General features: G+C 63.6%; 16 protein-coding genes. 3 read left to right on the top strand and 13 right to left on the bottom strand.

The annotated features are described in order from the left end of the window. The 3 genes from ACIPUD_RS11785 to ACIPUD_RS11795 all read right to left on the bottom strand — a co-directional run. A partial coding sequence (locus ACIPUD_RS11785) for a transposase (protein WP_446480745.1) occupies nucleotides 1-549 on the bottom strand: 549 nt, incomplete at its 3' end. A 143-nt stretch (nucleotides 550-692) separates the two neighbouring features. Then, entirely contained in the window at nucleotides 693-1,460 is a 768-nt protein-coding gene (locus ACIPUD_RS11790) for an SDR family NAD(P)-dependent oxidoreductase (RefSeq protein ID WP_446480700.1), read from the bottom strand. Nucleotides 1,461-1,527: 67 nt separating this feature from the next. Beyond that, nucleotides 1,528-2,226 carry a histidine phosphatase family protein gene (locus ACIPUD_RS11795; protein ID WP_018456439.1) on the bottom strand — a complete coding sequence of 233 codons (699 nt, stop codon included), beginning with the start codon at nucleotides 2,224-2,226 and terminating at the stop codon, nucleotides 1,528-1,530. Between the two features lie 134 nt (nucleotides 2,227-2,360). Here ACIPUD_RS11795 and ACIPUD_RS11800 point away from each other — a divergent pair, with 134 nt between their 5' ends. Continuing rightward, on the top strand, nucleotides 2,361-3,146 hold the full coding sequence (locus ACIPUD_RS11800) for an SDR family NAD(P)-dependent oxidoreductase (RefSeq protein WP_018456438.1): 786 nt from the start codon (nucleotides 2,361-2,363) through the stop codon (nucleotides 3,144-3,146). 515 nt (nucleotides 3,147-3,661) lie between these two features. On the opposite strand, the gene ACIPUD_RS11805 is transcribed toward ACIPUD_RS11800, so the two are convergent. Beyond that, a complete protein-coding gene (locus ACIPUD_RS11805; protein ID WP_377787424.1) occupies nucleotides 3,662-3,973 on the bottom strand; it encodes a hypothetical protein in 312 nt (103 codons plus the stop codon). Nucleotides 3,974-4,115: 142 nt separating this feature from the next. Between ACIPUD_RS11805 and argE the strand changes: the two genes are divergently transcribed. After that, on the top strand, nucleotides 4,116-5,288 hold the full coding sequence (argE, locus tag ACIPUD_RS11810; protein WP_377787428.1) for an acetylornithine deacetylase: 1,173 nt from the start codon (nucleotides 4,116-4,118) through the stop codon (nucleotides 5,286-5,288). A 201-nt stretch (nucleotides 5,289-5,489) separates the two neighbouring features. On the opposite strand, the gene ACIPUD_RS11815 is transcribed toward argE, so the two are convergent. The 3 genes from ACIPUD_RS11815 to ACIPUD_RS11825 form a co-directional block, all read right to left on the bottom strand. Then, entirely contained in the window at nucleotides 5,490-6,116 is a 627-nt protein-coding gene (locus ACIPUD_RS11815; protein WP_377787431.1) for a LysE family translocator, read from the bottom strand. Nucleotides 6,117-6,203: 87 nt separating this feature from the next. Further along, nucleotides 6,204-7,262: a phosphotransferase family protein gene (locus ACIPUD_RS11820; protein ID WP_377787434.1), complete on the bottom strand. Its 1,059-nt coding sequence runs from the start codon at nucleotides 7,260-7,262 to the stop codon at nucleotides 6,204-6,206. Between the two features lie 132 nt (nucleotides 7,263-7,394). Beyond that, on the bottom strand, nucleotides 7,395-8,630 hold the full coding sequence (locus ACIPUD_RS11825) for an acyl-CoA dehydrogenase family protein (RefSeq protein WP_007611657.1): 1,236 nt from the start codon (nucleotides 8,628-8,630) through the stop codon (nucleotides 7,395-7,397). Nucleotides 8,631-8,849: 219 nt separating this feature from the next. Here ACIPUD_RS11825 and ACIPUD_RS11830 point away from each other — a divergent pair, with 219 nt between their 5' ends. Then, nucleotides 8,850-9,512, top strand: a complete 663-nt coding sequence (locus tag ACIPUD_RS11830; protein ID WP_085351267.1) for a TetR/AcrR family transcriptional regulator — start codon at nucleotides 8,850-8,852, stop codon at nucleotides 9,510-9,512. Between the two features lie 3 nt (nucleotides 9,513-9,515). On the opposite strand, the gene ACIPUD_RS11835 is transcribed toward ACIPUD_RS11830, so the two are convergent. The 6 genes from ACIPUD_RS11835 to ACIPUD_RS11860 form a co-directional block, all read right to left on the bottom strand. Beyond that, on the bottom strand, nucleotides 9,516-9,908 hold the full coding sequence (locus tag ACIPUD_RS11835; RefSeq protein WP_162847229.1) for a RidA family protein: 393 nt from the start codon (nucleotides 9,906-9,908) through the stop codon (nucleotides 9,516-9,518). A gap of 108 nt (nucleotides 9,909-10,016) precedes the next feature. Continuing rightward, complete coding sequence (locus ACIPUD_RS11840; RefSeq protein ID WP_018457601.1) at nucleotides 10,017-10,232, bottom strand: hypothetical protein; 216 nt, start codon at nucleotides 10,230-10,232, stop codon at nucleotides 10,017-10,019. 189 nt (nucleotides 10,233-10,421) lie between these two features. After that, on the bottom strand, nucleotides 10,422-11,651 hold the full coding sequence (locus ACIPUD_RS11845) for a CaiB/BaiF CoA transferase family protein (RefSeq protein WP_085351265.1): 1,230 nt from the start codon (nucleotides 11,649-11,651) through the stop codon (nucleotides 10,422-10,424). Between the two features lie 169 nt (nucleotides 11,652-11,820). Beyond that, the gene (locus tag ACIPUD_RS11850) at nucleotides 11,821-13,026 is read right to left on the bottom strand and encodes an MFS transporter (protein ID WP_377787441.1); all 1,206 of its coding nucleotides are present in this window, start codon (nucleotides 13,024-13,026) and stop codon (nucleotides 11,821-11,823) included. A 114-nt stretch (nucleotides 13,027-13,140) separates the two neighbouring features. Further along, nucleotides 13,141-13,989 carry a 3-keto-5-aminohexanoate cleavage protein gene (locus tag ACIPUD_RS11855; protein ID WP_377787444.1) on the bottom strand — a complete coding sequence of 283 codons (849 nt, stop codon included), beginning with the start codon at nucleotides 13,987-13,989 and terminating at the stop codon, nucleotides 13,141-13,143. A 118-nt stretch (nucleotides 13,990-14,107) separates the two neighbouring features. Then, nucleotides 14,108-15,496 carry an MFS transporter gene (locus ACIPUD_RS11860; RefSeq protein ID WP_377787447.1) on the bottom strand — a complete coding sequence of 463 codons (1,389 nt, stop codon included), beginning with the start codon at nucleotides 15,494-15,496 and terminating at the stop codon, nucleotides 14,108-14,110. Nucleotides 15,497-15,519: the final 23 nt, after the last annotated feature.

Raw genomic sequence — 15,519 nt, forward strand, 5'->3', positions numbered from 1 at the left:
GGGACCAGGAACGGGAGCGCCGGTCGGGGCTACGACGCCGCCAGCAAGTCTTTCCTCCACATAAGTGCGCAAGGTTGCATTGAGCGCAAGCTTGGTCGGCTTAGGCCGGCGGGCGGATCGATCCGCATGCCATTGGGCAGTTATTGCCCGATACCCCAACCCGCCGCCGCGAGTGGCCGCGTTGCGCCGCAGTTCACGGGAGACTGTGGAAGCAGCCCGCCCCAGGCGACGTCCAATCTCCTGTATGGAATCGCCCTGCACCTTGAGAAGTGCGATCTCCTCGCGCTCATTCAACGAGAGATACCGCCCGGAGAGAGCCTTTGCCGAAGATCTGAACATCGCTGGTGGCATGCCGCCCGCCTTTCGGAATAATCTGCTTCCGACAGGTTGTGACAATCCGGCTTCGAGTGCAGCATCTTCGCTGCTTAACCCAGCGGCAATCGCCCGCCAAAATTTATTCTGTTCATCGCGCCCGGCAATAGAGGGCCGTCCCGGCGACCGCAATGGGGCTCGTCCTGACCGCGCCGATCTGCGCCTTACAACGTTCATCGCAACCTCCAAACTCCTGGTGTTGCGACGGCGTTTGAACCCGCCCAGTACTCCGGGGCGGATGTGGTGAGAGCGAGCTCTCCAACGAAGGCCGCGGAGTACTGGATCGCCCGCCTTCGCGGGCGATGACACCTATTGGGGCCTCAACTGATCGTCGCGCCGCCGTCGATCACCATGGTCTGGCCTGTCATGAAGTCGCCGGCCTTCGAGCCCAGGAACACCGCGGCGCCCGCGATCTCGTCGGGGATCCCGATGCGCAGCAGCGGCGAACGCGCAGTCGAGGCTTTCAAATGCTCCGGATTGTCCCACAACGCTTTCGCGAAATCGGTCTTGATCAGGCCAGGCGCGATGCAGTTCACGCGGATGTTGTGCGGGCCGTATTCGCAGGCCAAATTGCGCGCGAGCTGCATGTCAGCGGCCTTCGAGATCGCGTAGGCACCGAGGATGGTCGAGCCTTTCAGGCCGCCAATCGAGGAGACGATGATGATCGAGCCATCCTTGCGCTCGATCATCTGCGGCACCACCATCGAGATCAGCCAGTTGTTGGCCACGATGTTGTTGTCCAGGATCTTTCTGAACTGATCGTCGGAGATGCCGGCGAGCGGACCGTAATACGGGTTCGACGCGGCGTTGCAGACCAGCACGTCGATCTTGCCGAAGGCGCGGTTGCTCTCGTCGATGAGGTTCTGCAGATTTTCCTTCGACGAGATGTTGGCGGCGATCGCCACCGCCGTGCCCTTGCCGAACTTGTCGTTCATGCTCTTGGCGACCTGGTCGCAAACGTCGGCCTTGCGCGAGGAGATCACCACCTTGGCGCCGTGCTCGGCCATGCGCTCGGCGATCGCAAGCCCGATGCCGCGCGTCGAACCGGTGATGGCGGCGACTTTCCCCTTCATGTCGAACAAGGTCATGTTTCTCTCCCAGAGTACGTTTTGATTGCTTGAAGCTTACGCCGCGTCCGCGCCACCGGGCAATTGCTCAGGCGAGCTTCTTGACTTCCGGTCCCGCGGGTTGATGCATTGCCGCATGCGCATCGTCCGCGATCCACGGCTGCTGGTTCACCATCGGCAGCCGCCAGACATTGCGCTCGGGGCTTGCGAAATAGTCGAGCCGCGTCACCGAGCAATTGTCGATATCGAACGCGAGCCCTCGCTCCGGCTGATTGTCGAGCGCCAGCCCCAGCGCCGCCTTGATGGTGCCGCCATGTGCGACCGCGATCACGTCCTGCCCGGCGGCCTCATTGTTGATCCGCTCGATGGTGCGGCGGGTGCGGTTGTAGAGGTCCATGAAGCTTTCGCCGCCGGGTGCAGGCTCGTTGATGTCGGCAAACCAGCTCGAGCCGACGGGACGGCTGGCGATGAACTCGGCGCGGTTCATGCCCTGCCAGCGACCGAGATTCTGTTCGGCGAGGTCCGCCTCCCATTTCATCGATGCAGGCCTCGGGAATCCGGCCGCCCAGATCGCTTCGGCGGTCTGATGGGTGCGCATCAGATTGCTCGAATACCAGACCGCCTTGCGTGGCAGCACCTTGGCAACAGCATTGAAGACGTAGGTATCGCTGGTGTCGCAGGCGAGATCGGACTGACCGTAGATGTTGCCACCGTCATTGCGCACGGGCGCGTGACGGACCCACCACCAGCGTGTCGTGACCACTTTGGGCTTGTCTGCACCTGCCATCGAAACCCTTCCATCCCGTCTGATGTCGCTGTACGTCAGTAGCGAACGTGTCTCAAGACACTTTACCGTTTGAAATCTTGTTTGAAATTCCGTCGCGCGGCAAGCGTCGCGCGCGAACCAAAGGGAGAAACCGCATGGGCCGTCTGCAAGGCAAATCCGTCATCATCACCGGTGCCGGCAGCGGCATCGGCCGCGCGGCCGCGCTGCTGTTCACCAGGGAAGGCGCCAAGCTGATCGCGGTCGATCGCAGCGAGGCGGTGAAGGAGACGGTCGACGAGGTGAAGAAGGCCGGCGGTGTCGCGGAAGCCATGATGGCGGATGCGGGCTCCGAAAAGGACGTCATGGCCGTGATCGACAAGGCGGTGAAGACGCACGGCCGGCTCGACGTGATCTGGGCCAATGCCGGCGTCTCCGGCGGACTCGTTCCGCTCGGCGAGCAGACCGTCGAGCAATGGCAGGAAGTCTTGCGCATCAACCTGATCGGGCCGTTTCTCGCGGTGAAGCATGCGATGCCGCACATGGTGAAGCAGCAGTCCGGCGCGATCGTGCTCACCGCGTCCGTCGCGGGCCTCAAGGCCGGCGCCAGCGGACATCCCTATGCCGCGAGCAAGGCCGGCGTCATCTCCCTGGTGCAGACCACCGCCTATTCGCTCACCGGTACCGGTGTGCGCATCAACGCGGTGTGCCCGGGCCTGATCGAGACCGGCATGACCAAGCCGATCTTCGACCGCGCCAAGGAGCGCGGCACCGCCGACAAGATCGGCCAGCTCAATCCGCTCAAGCGCCCCGGCCAGCCGCACGAGCTCGCCGCGATGGGACTGTTCTTGGCCAGCGACGAGGCGTCGTACGTCAATGGCCAGGCCTTCCCAGTGGACGGCGGACTGACGGCGTCGATGCCGTATACGGGGAAGCCGGTTTAGTTCACGCACTCTCGCGTCCCGGACGCGCTGCAGCTTTCTCACGCTGCTGCGCTGCGTCCGGGGCACGAGACAGAAGTTTTGGCGCGCAACTGCTTCAGCATCGTCATTGCGAGCACAGCGAAGCAATCCAGAGTCTTTCCGCGGCGTCAGCCTGGATTGCTTCGCTGTGCTCGCAATGACGGAGTCTGTGGGTGGCAGGGTCGCGCTTCCATTCGCATTCCCGTTCGCAGACACACCTTCGCCCTCTCGCGGCTTGTTCGCCCGAGCTTTGCTTGGTCGCTCACCCTCGAATGAAAGAGGGCGCAGGGAAGACCGGGCGCCGGCTGGCACCCGCGGTCCACTGTGCGAAGTTGCAGTAAAAAATCTGCACAGCGGCATACAGGTGAAGCCAAAACGTCCGGCCTTCCCTGCGCAGCGGTTTTACGGCTTATGCCGTGCTCTCCCCGGGGAGCGATGCACTATTGCCCCCGTCGCCTCATGGATGGCTGATGCGCGAACCCGGTCGGGCCGCCACATCACCACAAGACTTGACGCACACCGGGCGTCAGGACGACACGGTTTTGCCGTACGCTGTCAGCACCGGTCGTGTGCGCGACGCCTTCGCTCACGGTTGCCCGCCCTGCGAAACCGATCGCGCCGATGTGACTAACGTCCACCGCCGTCCGGCCCGCGTTCGTGACGATCGCGATACGCCCCTCTTCCTTGGTCCGGGTTGCGGCGACACATACGTGATTTCCGAATTTCGGTAAAGTGGAATATTCGGCAATTGGGGTGTTTTGCCCGACAGGCAACACAAGGTCTTGTAGCCCGGATGAGCGAAGCGACATCCGGGATTCCGACCACGAGCTGTCCCGGGTATCGCTTCGCTCACCCGGGCTACCGGTCTGTGTTGATTTGCTCTACCAGAGGCGACGTTGGTATGGTTCGTGCAAGCACTTCGGCTTCCATCCCCCTGACAAGAACGTGACAATGCCAAGCTCAAGACCCGACCGTATTCGCAGGCTGCTCGCCGACCTCGTCGGCTTCGACACGATCAGCGATCGCTCCAACCTGCCCCTGATCGCGCATATCGAGAGCTATCTCGCCGGGTTCGGCGTCAGCTTTGAGCGCATCGTCGACGAGACCGGACAGAAAGCCTCGCTATGGGTCACCATTGGACCCGAGGACCGCCCCGGCCTGGTGCTGTCGGGACATACCGACGTGGTGCCCGTGGTGGGCCAGGACTGGAGCCACGATCCCTTCAAGCTGATCGAACGCGACGGCAGGCTCTACGGCCGCGGCACCACCGACATGAAGGGATTTGTCGCCGTGTGCCTCGCCATGGTGCCGGAGATGCTGGAGGCGAAGCTTGCAACGCCGATCCATCTCGCGATCTCCTATGACGAGGAGATCGGCTGCGTCGGCGTGCGGCCGATGCTGCGCGAGGTCGCGAAGAAACGGATCAAGCCGCTCGGCGCCTTCATCGGCGAGCCGACCGAGATGAAGGTCATCATCGGCCACAAGGGCAAGCACGGCGTGCGCGCCACGTTCCAGGGCCTCGCCCGCCACTCCTCGATCGCGCCCGAGGGCGTCAACGCGATCGAATACGCCGCCGAGCTGATCGTCGAAATCCGCCGCCGCGCGTTGCAACTCGCAAGCACGAAAGCAACGAACAGCCCCTACGATGTCCCTCACTCGACGCTGCTCACCAGCATCGTGCATGGCGGCGCCGCGCTCAACATCGTGCCCGATACCTGCACGGTGGATTTCGAATGCCGCGGCATCGGCATAACCGAATCCAGGGAGGTGACGGATGCGATCGTCGCCTGGGCCAAGACCGAGATCGAGCCGGCGATGAAGGCGCGACACCCGGAGTGCGGCATCGACTTCGAAGAGATCCTCGATTATCCCGCCCTCGACACCGCCGCCGACGCCACCATCGTCACGCTGGCCAAGAGCCTCGCGGGGCGCAACGACCACGCCAAGGTCGCCTTCGGTACCGAGGCGAGCCTGTTTGCCAGCATGGCCGATATCCCGTCAGTGGTGATCGGGCCCGGGTCGATCGCGCAGGCGCATACGCCGGACGAGTTCGTGGAGATGGCGGAGCTGGAGAAATGCGCAGGCTTCGTGGAGAAGCTGATCGCGCATTGCGTGAAGGGGTAAGGTGTTTCCGCGTCATTGCGAGGAGCTCTTGCGACGAAGCAATCCAGACTGCCACCGTGCGAAGATTCTGGATTGCTTCGCTTCGCTCGCAATGACGAGCGTCTGGAGACACCCGTAGTCCGCATGAGCATAGTGGCGACATGCGGGGCCGCTGTCCCGGATATCGCTGCGCTCATCCGGGCTACGAATGAGCGGTGCGCCTCATCGCTCCTGCAAAGCCAGCCGCACGCCGACGGCGCAGTAGATCGTCCCGACCACCTTGCCCTGCCATTTCACGACGGCTGGATGGCGGCGTAGCAAATTGCCGAGACGGCCGGCGCCGACCGCGAACACCACCGTGCTAAGGAGGCCGAGCAACACGAACACAGCGCCGAGCAGCGCGAGCTGCAGCGTCGTCGAGCCATGCTCGGGCGGGACGAACTGCGGCAGGAACGCAAGGAAGAACAGCGCGGTCTTCGGATTGAGCACCTCGGTCAGCACGGCCTGCCGGAATGCCCGCGCTGCGCTGATCGCGGGCGCACCGCCATTCACCTCGATCGGCGTCTTGTCGAGCATGGCGCGAATGCCGAGATAGATCAGAAAGCCTGCGCCCGCGTATTTGACGACGCTGAACAGGAGCGCCGAAGTCGCGATGATCGCAGAGAGGCCGACGATTGCCATGGTGGTGTGGACCACGTCACCAGCCGCAATTCCCGCGCCCGTCGCGATGCCGACCCTAGTTCCCGAGCTCGCGGCGCGCGCCATGGTGAGGAGTGTCGCCGGTCCGGGAATGAAGACGAAGCCGAGGACGATGAGGATGTAGGTGATGAGGGTGGTGTGATCGATCATGCGGGCATCTCTCTCGTCATTCTGTCCCGTGTCCAGACACGAGAGGAACGCAAGCAAAGGCGCGGCCGTCAGCCGCCTTCGGATTCCTTAAACCGCGCCCGCCTTCTGCGCGTACTCCCAAGACGCCTTCGACAGCGGAACGGTGCGCTTGGCTGACTCCAGCGCCTTGGCATTCGCCGCGGTGCCGTCGCGGACCCGGCCGGCGATGCCTTGCGTGATGCCGGCGAGACGGAACAGGTTGTAGGCGAAATACCAGTTGAGGTCAGGCACCGTCATCTTGGTGACGTTGCAATAGATCTGCGCGGCCTCCTCCACGCTCGGGATGTTGAGCGCCTTGAGGTCGGCGCCGTCCAGACCGGGCATGATCCACTGCATCAGCAGATAGGTGAAGTCGGCCATGGGATCGCCGAGCGTCGACAATTCCCAATCGAGCACGGCCTGCACGCGTGGTTCCGTCGCGTGGAAAATCATGTTGTCGAGGCGATAGTCGCCGTGGACGATCGAGACGCGCGCCTGCTCCGGCACGGTCTTCGGCAACCATTCGGCGACCTTCTCGAACTCCGGAATGGTCTGGGTCTCGGACGCGCGGTACTGCTTGGTCCAGCGGTCGATCTGCCGGGCAAAGTAGTTGCCGGGTTTGCCGAAGTCGCCAAGACCGATCGCGACGGGATCGAACATGTGGAGTTTTGCCAGCGTCTCGATCTTGCTGGTGAAGATCTTTCGACGATCATCCCGCGTCTGGCTCGGCAGCGTCGGATCCCAGAACACCCGGCCGTCTTCCATCGACATGATGTAGAAGGCCGAACCGATGATGCTGTCATCCTGGCACAGCGCATAGGCCTTCGCGACCGGAAAGCCCTGCTTTCCCAGCGCCGCGATCACGCGATATTCGCGATCGACCGCGTGCGCCGACGGCAACAATTTGCCGAATGGTTTTCGGCGCATCACATAGGAGCGGTTCGGCGTGTCGAGCCGATAGGTCGGGTTGGACTGGCCGCCCTTGAACTGGAGCACGACCAGCGGTCCCTCATAACCCTCGACGTTCTCGCGCAGCCAGGCTTCGAGCCGCATCTCGTCGATGCGATGACGCTCCTCGACCGGTTTGGTGCCCGAGAACTCTTCGTCTTTCCTGACGCCGTCAGCCACGATGACGCTCCCTCTTCAGTCCGAACATGATCCTAATCGGTAACCCCCAGCGCACTTGCGTCAAGCGGTCATCCGATCACGGATCATGCCCTGTCGTTTCTTCAAATCGGGAGCGCCAGCGTGCTCTCCCGCTTAATGACTGGAAGAGTTTGCATACTTCCGAACCTCGAGCCTGGCAATGGCGCGATTGTGCACCTCGTCCGGGCCGTCGGCGAGACGGAGCGTGCGGATGTGGGCATAGTCCTTGGCAAGGCCGGCTTCGTCCGAGACGCCTGCACCGCCGAAGGCCTGGATCGCCTCGTCGATGATCTTCAGCGCCATATTGGGGGCTGCGACCTTGATCATGGCGATCTCGGCCTGCGCGGTCTTGTTGCCGACCTTGTCCATCATGTCGGCGGCCTTGAGGCACAACAGCCGCGTCATCTCGATGTTGGTGCGGGCCTCGCCGATGCGCTGCTCCCACACCGAATGCTCGACGATCCGCTTGCCGAAGGCAGTGCGCGAGGTAAGCCGCTTCACCATCTTCTCAAGCGCCTCCTCGGCCTTGCCGATAGTGCGCATGCAGTGATGGATACGGCCGGGACCGAGCCGGCCCTGCGCGATCTCGAAGCCGCGGCCCTCGCCGAGCAGGATGTTCTCCTTCGGCACCCGCACGTTCTCGAGCAGCACCTGGGCGTGGCCGTGCGGCGCGTCGTCGAAGCCGAACACGGGCAGCATCTTCTCGACCTTGATGCCGGGAGTGTCGAGCGGAACCAGGATCTGCGACTGCTGCTGGTGCTTGGCCGCCTTGAAGTCGGTCTTGCCCATCAGGATCGCGATCTTGCAGCGGGGATCGCCGACGCCGGACGACCACCATTTGCGGCCGTTGATGACGTAATGGTCGCCGTCGCGCACAATGCTGGTCTCGATGTTGGTGGCGTCAGACGAGGCCACGGCCGGCTCCGTCATCAGGAAGGCGGAGCGGATTTCGCCGTCCATCAGCGGACGCAGCCATTTGCGCTTCTGCTCCTTGGAGCCGTAGCGCATGAATACTTCCATGTTGCCGGTGTCGGGCGCGGAACAATTGAAGACTTCCGAAGCCCACGAGATGTGGCCCATCTGCTCGGAGAGCAGCGCGTATTCGAGATTGGTCAGTCCCGCGCCGCGGAATTCGTCGTCCTCATGCTCGTTGGGCGGCATGAACATGTTCCAGAGGCCTTCGGCTTTCGCCTTCTTCTTGAGATCCTCGAGCACCGGGATCACCTTCCAGCGTTCGCCGCTGCGATCCTGCTCATCATAGACCGGCACCGCCGGGCGCACGTGCTTGGCCATGAAGGACTGCACGCGGTCGAGCCATTCCTTCTGCTTCGGCGACAGATCGAAATCCATGGGACGCTCCTCGTCTTTGCCAACTCGTTTGGCGAACTTGTTTTGCGCCGGACTGTCCACCCGCATTGTGCGACCCACAAGTGCGAATGCGCGGCTTGCGGATGCTCCGGAACCCATTCGCGTTTGCGAACGAGTCCCGATTGCGGATTGACTTTCCCGGCCTTCAAACGATAGTTTCATACAACTGTTTGAATTGCAACTCCCTCCCCGAGGGCTCCCATGGCCAGCGATCATACCCGGACTGCCATTCTCGCCGCTGCCGAACGGCTCTATGCCGATCGCGGGTTCGGCGACGTGACGTTGCGCGACATCGTCGCTGAGGCCAATGTCAACCTCGCGGCGGTGAACTATCATTTCGGCTCGAAGGACGAGTTGATCGCGGAGCTGTTCGTGACACGCTCGATCGCCACCAATCGCGAGCGTCTGCGCGAATTGAAGGCGGCGGAAGAACAAGGCGGCGGCCGCGCGCCGATCGAGGTAATCCTGCATGCCTTGGTCGGCCCGACGCTGCGCGGCTGCCTCGGTCCCGAGAACCAGCGCTCGAGCGCGGCGCGCTTCATGATCCGCGCTTCGATCGAATCCGTGCCGCCGATCCGCCGCATCAAGAATCGCGAGATCGACCATTTGCGCAAATTCGCCGGCGCGATGCGAAGGTCCCTGCCCGACCGCAGCGACGTCGATATTTACTGGGGCCTGAACTTCGCGCTCGCCATGGCGCACCACACCATCCGCGAGAGCGAGCGGCTGACGAAACTGTCGGAAGGCAAATGCGACCTCGACGATGTCGAGGACGTGGTCGCGCGCGTCGTCAGCGTGGCGACGATGGCGCTGACGGCGGGACGGACGGAGGCGAAGGCGCCGTCAAAAGTGGCGGCGCGCTAACCTTCACATCATCGCGATGCAGTCGATCTCGACGTCGAAGGGGCCGAACCATTCCGGCGTACAGACGAAGATCCGCGCCGGCGGATCGTGCGGGAAATAGCGCGCATAGACGTTGTTGAACGCGGCGAAGTGCTTGGTCGAGGTGCAGTAGACGTTGCACTTCATGACGTTGTCGAGGCTCGCGCCCGCCGTCTCAAGGCACAGCTTCATCTGCTCCATGATCAGCTCGCTCTGCCGTTCGATCGGCACGTCCGCGATCTCGCCCGTCTCGGGGTCGAATGGCGGCAGGCCGGCGACGAAGATCATGTTGCCGGCGCGCGTGACCGGCGAGACCGGCGCCTGCCGACGATCGAGGAAAGTCGAGATCGGTTCGACGCGGAGCGCTTCGCGTTTCATTTCGAGATTCATGGGCGGCCACCTTCGGTCCAAGCGAGATGACGGCTTGCTACAGCATGTTGCAGCCGTCATGCTTCGCTTCTGATCGAAGTTTGGTCGCCGAGCCGCCTAGGCGTGCTGCGGCATCTCCTCGGCCTCTTCCTTGGCGAGCAGCAGCAGCATCTCGATGCCCATGTCGCCTTCCTGCGGCGAGCGGATGAACTTTATTTCGTCGGCGCTTTGCCGCAACGCGGCAATGATCGCGACGGCCTGGTTGGCCGTTGCCGCCTCGGTCGCCAGAATTGCCTTCTGGTTCTTGGCCTGAAACCCGATCGTGTAGGACATTCGTTCCCTCCCGGACTGAGTGGACCGATCGAATCTGAGTCGCGCGCGGAGCGGAAGCCTGTGTGAGTACGGACCGGAATTATCTGGGGATTGCCCGCAAGGTTCGCGCAAGGCCGCAGGAGCGTCATGCTGACGTCCCTTCTTATCCAGTGGCGATCAGGCCAAACCGCGCGCGCCGCTTCGCCGAAGCTAGATAATCCCCTGCTGCTTCAGCGTCTCGATCTTGCCGGCATCGTAGCCGAGCTTGCCGGCGAGCACCTCCTGGGTGTGCTCACCGAGCAGCGGCGGGGCGCGGTAGTCCTTGATCGGGGTTTCCGAGAGCGTCAGCGCGTTGCGGATCAGCGAGAGATCGGGCTGGAAGGGATGATCGACCTTCACCCGCATGCCGCGCGACTGGACGTGCGGATCGGAAAACACCTGCTCGAAATTGTTGATCGGGCCGGAGGGCACGCCGGCCTCCTCCAATCTGTCCAGCCAATAGGCCACCGGCTGCTTCAGGAACAGGCCGGCGAAGATCGCCATGATCTCCTTGCCGTGCACGACGCGGTCGTTGTTCCTGACGAAACGCTTGTCGCTCGCGAGTTCGGGCGCGCCGAGCACGGCGCAGGTGCGCTGGAACTGGCCGTCATTGCCGACCACCAGCATCAATTCGCCGTCGGTGCAGCGGAACACGCCGGCCGGCATGCCGCCATTGCCCCAGGTGCCGCGGCGCGGCGGCGTCTTGCCGTTGACGAGGTAGATCTGCAGCCAGTGCGACAACGACGCGATGACGGTGTCGAACAGGCAGACGTCGATATGCTGCCCCACGCCATCATTGGCGTCGCGATGATAGAGCGCCGAGAGAATCCCGATCGAGGTGTTCATGCCGGTCATGTAGTCGACGATCGACGGGCCGACCTTCATCGGGCCCTCGCCGGGCTCGCCGTCGATGTGGCCGGTGACGCTCATCAGGCCGCCCATCGCCTGCAGGATGGCGTCGTAGCCGGCGCGCGGCGCATAGGGGCCGGTCTGGCCGAAGCCGGTCACCGAGCAATAGATAATGCCGGGATTGATCGCCTTGATGGTCTCGTAGTCGAGGCCGTAGCGCTTGAGATCGCCGACCTTGTAGTTCTCCATGAAGACGTCGACGTCCTTGGCAAGCTCGCGGATGATCGCCTGCCCTTCGGGCTTGGCGATGTTGACCGTGACCGACTTCTTGTTGCGGTTGGCGCAGAGGTAGAATGAATTGTTGTTGTTGGCCTTGCCCTCGGGGTCAGTCAGGTAAGGCGGGCCAAAGGCGCGCGCGTCGTCACCAGTGCCCGGCCGCTCGATCTTGATAACCTCGGCGCCCAAATCGCCCAGCATCTGGGCCGACAGAGGCCCGGCAAGCACGCGGGTGAGGTCAAGGATCTTGATGCCTGAGAGCGGCAGGGCCGACATGTCGAATTCCTCCGGGAACTGGATCTTGGCGCGGCGGCGAGATCGCGGGCCGCGCTTCCTGCGGATACACTATTTTGGCGATCCGAGCACTGCACTGTGGGCATACGGCTATCCCCCCGCCCGCCCAGCGCAGGTCACCGCGCGGTGAATTTCCGCAGCGCGAATATTCTCAGGTTGCAGCCGCTGCAGCCACCTGCGGCCGCCGGCGGCCGAGCAGGACCAGGATCAGCACCGTGGCGCAGGAGCAGACGAAGGTGAGACCGAGCGCGCCGCGGCTGCCGAACTGGGTGAGCAGGCCGACAAGGAGCGGGGGCGAGACCGCGGAGGCGAGATTGAGCGGCAGCGCGATCATCGACATCGCCCTGGCGAACTCGGTCTGATCGTAGAACACGAGCGGGATCGTCGCCCGCGCCACCGCCATCGCGCCGCTGCCGGCGCCATAGAGCAGGATGAAGGCCGCAACCGCCCAGGTCGCGCCCTCGCTCGTCATCAGCAGCAGCATGGCGATCGGCAGCGCCGTGCCGGCGACGAGCCCGGTCGTGATTCCATCCCACCGCCCTCCGCCGAGAAAATCGAGTCCGCGGGCGCTGACCTGGATCACGCCCAGCATCGAGCCAAACGCAAGCGCCTGCGCCGGGGGAAGCCCCTCCGCCCGGAGCAACTCGATCATGATGGCGCCGATGCCAAAATTGACGAAGGCATTCAGCGTGATCGCGGCAACGACGAGGCTGAAGGTGCTCCTGGGAATCGCAGGCGGCGGCGAAGATTTCACCGGCTCGCCGCCACGATCACCGACGATTTTCCGGCGCGGTGCAAAGAATGCATAGAGCGGAAGGTTGATGACGACCATCATCGCTGCATAGACGAGGCACGTCCCGCGCCAGCCGAGCTGACCGCTGAGGAACGACGTCGTCGGCCAGAAGATGCTGCTCGACAGGCCCGTCACCAGCATCAGCGCGCCGATGGCGTTCTTGGCCTGCCGCCCGGCGACCTCGTTCAGCATGATATAGGCGCCGGTCGAAAGCGTGGCGCTGCCGGCGATGCCGAGGACGATCCAGGCCGCGAAATACAGCATCGGCTCGCGCGCGAGGGACAGCAGAATGAAGCCCGGCACGGTGAGGACCGTGCCTGAGATCATGACCTTTCGTGCGCCGTGCCGCGCAAACGATTTGGCCAGCCAGGGCGCGCACAGCCCCATCGACACATAGAGGACGGACGTCCCGGCGAACACCGCTGGCAGGCTCATGCCGAGATCGGCCGCGAGATCGCGTCCGACGATGGCGGGAAGACCTATCGTACCCCACCCGACAAGCTGGGAGACCGCAAGCACCAGCAGGACCCCGATGAGCCTGCTGTCAGATTTCAAGAACCGCATTCCAATCGTCGCCTGCCCGGCAGGCGCCGATCACGCCTGTGACACCTGTCTTACCCCCGGACTTAGCGCAGGGAAACGCCGGCCGTCGAATGGCAGCAGGCGGCCGGGAGCATGTCAGGTGGCGGCAGGAGCGCCCTGCCCCGCGAGCCCGAGCAGGGATCGCGCCTCCGCCGCAGTCGCCACGCGCCGGCCGTGACGCGCGACAGCCTCACCGGCGATGGCCACGAGTTCGGCGTTGCTGGCCGCGAGGCGCGCCTTGTCGATCCTGATATTGTCCTCGAGCCCGGTGCGGACCGCATCGGCGCCCCGCGCGAGCGCCCAGCCAATGACCTCGGCCTGGTGGCGTCCGATCCCCGCTGCCGTCCATGTCGCCTTCGGGATCAGCCGCCTGAGCTCTCCCAGCAAGATGTCGAGGACATGCTCGTCCGCGGGCATGGCGTTCTTGACGCCCATGACGAACTGCACGTGCGGACGCTGGTCGATCAGCCCCGCCTCGATCAGGCGGCGGGCGCCATGCAGATGCGACAAATCGAAGATCTCGATTTCCGGCCGGATGCCATTCGCCTTCATCCCGGTGGCGAGGGTCTCCACCAGCGCGGCGCTGTTCTCGTAGACGATGGTCGGAAAGTTCACCGATCCCGTGGACAGCGAGGCCATGTCCGGCTTCAGATAGAGCGACGATCCGCGCGCCGAGGGATCGCGGCCCCGCCCGCCGGTCGAGAACTGAACGATCATGTCCGGACAGTGCTTCTTGATGCCCGCCTGCACCAGAGCGAAACGCTCGGGATCGGAGGACGGCGTCTCGTCATCATTGCGGACATGGATATGGGCAAGCGTGGCGCCGGCCTCGAAGGCCTGGTGCGTCGAGTCGATCTGTTCGGACGGCGAGATCGGCACCGCGGGATTGTCCTTCTTGCGCGGAACGGAGCCGGTGATTGCGACGGCAATGACGACGGGGTTCATTCTGCAACCTCATGATGATCGCGCTCGCGCGCGGAATCGAGCAGGCAGTTAGGTAACGCCTCGAACCCTGCCGCTGCAACGTCCTCGATCGCAGCGGCATGGCTTCCTTGCGTAACCGTCAGATCGGAATTGCGGCCGCACCGCTCGCCGCCTCCGCACGCTGCCGCTCATAGTCGGCCCGCAGCATTGGAACGGCATTGGGATTGCCGAGATCGTCGATCCTGATCCGATAGGTTTCCCGCGCGGTCAGGGCCGCCAGCGCGGCGATCACCGTGATAGCGAAGGCAATCGCCCCCACCGTCAACGGGATGTTGGTCGAGCCGGGAGGCGCGACGGTCGCAAACAGGGCGGGCAGCAATGCGGTGATGGTGGTTCCGATGTTCTGCGATATCGCCATCGCCGAGACGCGGGTGCGGGTCGGAAACAGCTCCGGGTAAAAGCTCGGGAAGATCGCGTTGTAGCCCTGATAGACTACGCCCCACATCAAGAGCGACACCAATATTGCCAGCGGCACATTCCTGATGCTGATGGCATAGAGATAGCAAAAGGCGAGCAAGCCGGAGAGAAGCGCGCCTACGATGATCGGAGGCTTGCGGCCGACCTTGTCGGAGAGATTGCCGACGAAGGGAATGACGAACACCGCCAGCATGTTTCCGAGCACGGGGATCCAGAGATAGACGTCCTTGGCAAAACCGATCCCGTAGGCCGGCTGCACCGCATAGGCCGCGCCGAAGATCGTCGCGACGACAGGAATGACATTCATCAGCGCCATGCAGATGACCCTGAGCATGTCGCGCCAGCTCAGCTTGATGGCCTGGACGATGGGCGCGCGCGGCGTTTCTCCCCGTTCGCCCTCGCGGGCAAAAGCAGGGGTCTCGTCGACTTCGCGACGGATGATGTAGCCCGCGACGATGACGAAGAAGCTGAGCAGGAAGGGAATCCGCCAGCCCCAGCTGTTGAAGGCCTCGGTCGGCATATAGGCCGCCAACGGCAGGAAGATTGCTGCGGCGAGGATCTGTCCGGCCTGCACCCCCTGAAGGGCGAAGCTGGCATAGAAGCCCCGCCGACCGAACGGCGCGTGCTCCAGGATCATCGAGCTTGCGCCTGAGATTTCGCCGGCAACGGCAAATCCCTGCACGAGGCGCAGAATGACGAGCAGAATTGGCGCCAGGATGCCAACCTGCTGGTAGGTCGGCAGGATACCCACGGCCATCGTCGAGATGCCCATCAGGAACATGCAGATGATGAGAACCGTCTTGCGGCCATGGGTGTCGCCCCAGTGCCCGAGGACGAACGCGCCAATCGGCCGGGCCACATACCCGACGCCATAGGTCGCCAACGAGGCGACGATCGCGACGGTGGGATTCTCCGACGGGAAGAAGATTTGCGGGAAGATCAGCGACGCGGCGGTCGCGTAGATGAAGAAGTCATAATATTCGAGAGCCGACCCGATCCAGCCACTGGCAGCGGCTTTCCTGGACTGACTCATCTGATGGATCGCGGTCATCTCAAGATTCCTCCCTTGGGTTT

The sequence above is a fragment of the Bradyrhizobium sp. CAR08 genome (assembly GCF_052871955.1).

Coding starts and splice junctions, on each gene's coding strand:
- ACIPUD_RS11790 (WP_446480700.1), bottom strand. CDS start 1,460: ATGACCTTGTTCGACATGAAGGGGAAAGTCGCCGCCATCACCGGTTCG.
- ACIPUD_RS11795 (WP_018456439.1), bottom strand. CDS start 2,226: ATGGCAGGTGCAGACAAGCCCAAAGTGGTCACGACACGCTGGTGGTGG.
- ACIPUD_RS11800 (WP_018456438.1), top strand. CDS start 2,361: ATGGGCCGTCTGCAAGGCAAATCCGTCATCATCACCGGTGCCGGCAGC.
- ACIPUD_RS11805 (WP_377787424.1), bottom strand. CDS start 3,973: ATGTCGCTTCGCTCATCCGGGCTACAAGACCTTGTGTTGCCTGTCGGG.
- argE (WP_377787428.1), top strand. CDS start 4,116: ATGCCAAGCTCAAGACCCGACCGTATTCGCAGGCTGCTCGCCGACCTC.
- ACIPUD_RS11815 (WP_377787431.1), bottom strand. CDS start 6,116: ATGATCGATCACACCACCCTCATCACCTACATCCTCATCGTCCTCGGC.
- ACIPUD_RS11825 (WP_007611657.1), bottom strand. CDS start 8,630: ATGGATTTCGATCTGTCGCCGAAGCAGAAGGAATGGCTCGACCGCGTG.
- ACIPUD_RS11830 (WP_085351267.1), top strand. CDS start 8,850: ATGGCCAGCGATCATACCCGGACTGCCATTCTCGCCGCTGCCGAACGG.
- ACIPUD_RS11835 (WP_162847229.1), bottom strand. CDS start 9,908: ATGAAACGCGAAGCGCTCCGCGTCGAACCGATCTCGACTTTCCTCGAT.
- ACIPUD_RS11840 (WP_018457601.1), bottom strand. CDS start 10,232: ATGTCCTACACGATCGGGTTTCAGGCCAAGAACCAGAAGGCAATTCTG.
- ACIPUD_RS11845 (WP_085351265.1), bottom strand. CDS start 11,651: ATGTCGGCCCTGCCGCTCTCAGGCATCAAGATCCTTGACCTCACCCGC.
- ACIPUD_RS11850 (WP_377787441.1), bottom strand. CDS start 13,026: ATGCGGTTCTTGAAATCTGACAGCAGGCTCATCGGGGTCCTGCTGGTG.
- ACIPUD_RS11855 (WP_377787444.1), bottom strand. CDS start 13,989: ATGAACCCCGTCGTCATTGCCGTCGCAATCACCGGCTCCGTTCCGCGC.
- ACIPUD_RS11860 (WP_377787447.1), bottom strand. CDS start 15,496: ATGACCGCGATCCATCAGATGAGTCAGTCCAGGAAAGCCGCTGCCAGT.